The 1462-nt window shown below is 73.5% G+C and carries 1 protein-coding gene and 1 pseudogene; one reads left to right on the top strand and one right to left on the bottom strand.

Features of this window, described 5'->3' with window-relative positions; all coding sequences use genetic code 11:
* Positions 1 to 275: pseudogene (locus B7767_RS48800) on the bottom strand (hypothetical protein); the annotation flags it as partial.
* Positions 276 to 329: 54 nt separating this feature from the next.
* Between B7767_RS48800 and B7767_RS38855 the strand changes: the two are divergent.
* Positions 330 to 1298 (top strand): aldo/keto reductase, encoded by a 969-nt coding sequence (locus B7767_RS38855; RefSeq protein WP_085576066.1) that lies wholly within the window; start codon positions 330 to 332, stop codon positions 1296 to 1298.
* The last annotated feature ends 164 nt before the right edge of the window (positions 1299 to 1462 follow it).

The raw sequence follows: 1462 nt of genomic DNA, 5'->3' as shown, positions 1-1462 counted from the left end.
AGGGAGACCAGGTAGGCCCCGACGGCGCCCACGGGAACGGCGATGCCGTAGCCGGCGAGCAGCCCCGCGAGCAGGGCGGCCGTCATGGGCGCGACGGTGCCGGACCTCTCCGGGGGCCGGGCCGCCGCTGTCGGCCCGCCGCGGGGGCGGTGGCGGACGGCGGCATCGGGAAGGCGCTCTCGGGCATGGCAGGATCCTGGGGCCTCCCGCCCGGGGCGGGCAATCGGTTTTCCGCCCCGGACGCCGACGGGCCGGCCCCGGCTTCGAGTGCGCACCAACCCGTACGCTCCCCCTGGCAACAACCGTTCCCGCAGACAGGAGCAGCAACGATGCAGTACGTGAAGCTCGGTTCGACGGGCCTGGACGTGTCGCGGATCTGTCTGGGGTGCATGACCTACGGCGCGCCCGACCGCGGCAACCACGAGTGGACCCTCGACGAGGAGGCGTCCCGCCCGCTGATCCGGCAGGCGCTGGAGGCGGGCATCACCTTCTTCGACACCGCGAACGTGTACTCGGACGGCACCAGCGAGGAGATCGTCGGCCGGGCGCTGCGCGACTTCGCCCGCCGGGACGACATCGTGCTCGCCACGAAGGTGCACGGCCGGATGCGGCCCGGCCCCAACGGCGGCGGCCTGTCCCGCAAGGCGATCATGACCGAGCTGGACCACAGCCTCACCCGCCTCGGCACCGACTACGTCGACCTCTACCAGATCCACCGCTGGGACCCCGAGACCCCGATCGAGGAGACGATGGAGGCGCTGCACGACGTCGTCAAGGCGGGCAAGGTGCGCTACATCGGGGCCAGTTCGATGTACGCCTGGCAGTTCTCCAAGGCGCAGTACACGGCGGAACGGCACGGCTGGACCCGGTTCGTGTCCATGCAGAACCACTACAACCTCCTCTACCGCGAGGAGGAGCGCGAGATGCTGCCGCTCTGCGCCGACCAGGGCGTGGGCGTCCTGCCCTGGAGCCCGCTCGCCCGGGGCCGGCTCACCCGGGACTGGGACGCCACCACCGGGCGCAGCGCCACCGACGTGTTCGGCAGCACCCTGTACCAGGAGGGGGACCGTGCGATCGTCGAGGCGGTCACCCGCATCGCCGAGCGGCGCGGCGTACCGCGCGCCCGGGTCGCCCTCGCCTGGCTGCTCCACCAGGACACGGTCACCGCGCCCATCGTCGGAGCGGCCAGACCCCACCACGTCGAGGACGCCGTGGCCGCCGTCGAACTGGAGCTGACCGACAAGGAGCTGGAGGAGCTCCGGCAGCCCTACGCCCCGCACCCGGTCGCCGGTCACTGAGGGGCTCCAGGGCCTGTCCGGCGGATCGAACCGCAGGAATCCCGCGGTGCCCGGCCGGCTCGGACGGGCGTGCCGGTCGGCGTCCGCGGCACGGCCCGCCGGACAGGCCCTGGTGACCCGGGCCGGAGGTTCCGCGGCAGATCGCCGGCCGCCCGGCCGGGCGG

Source organism: Streptomyces sp. 13-12-16 (assembly GCF_002114215.1).
GTDB lineage: Bacteria > Actinomycetota > Actinomycetes > Streptomycetales > Streptomycetaceae > Streptomyces.
The sequence above is the reverse complement of the archived record's forward strand: the minus strand, read 5'-3'. Positions and strand labels throughout refer to the sequence as shown.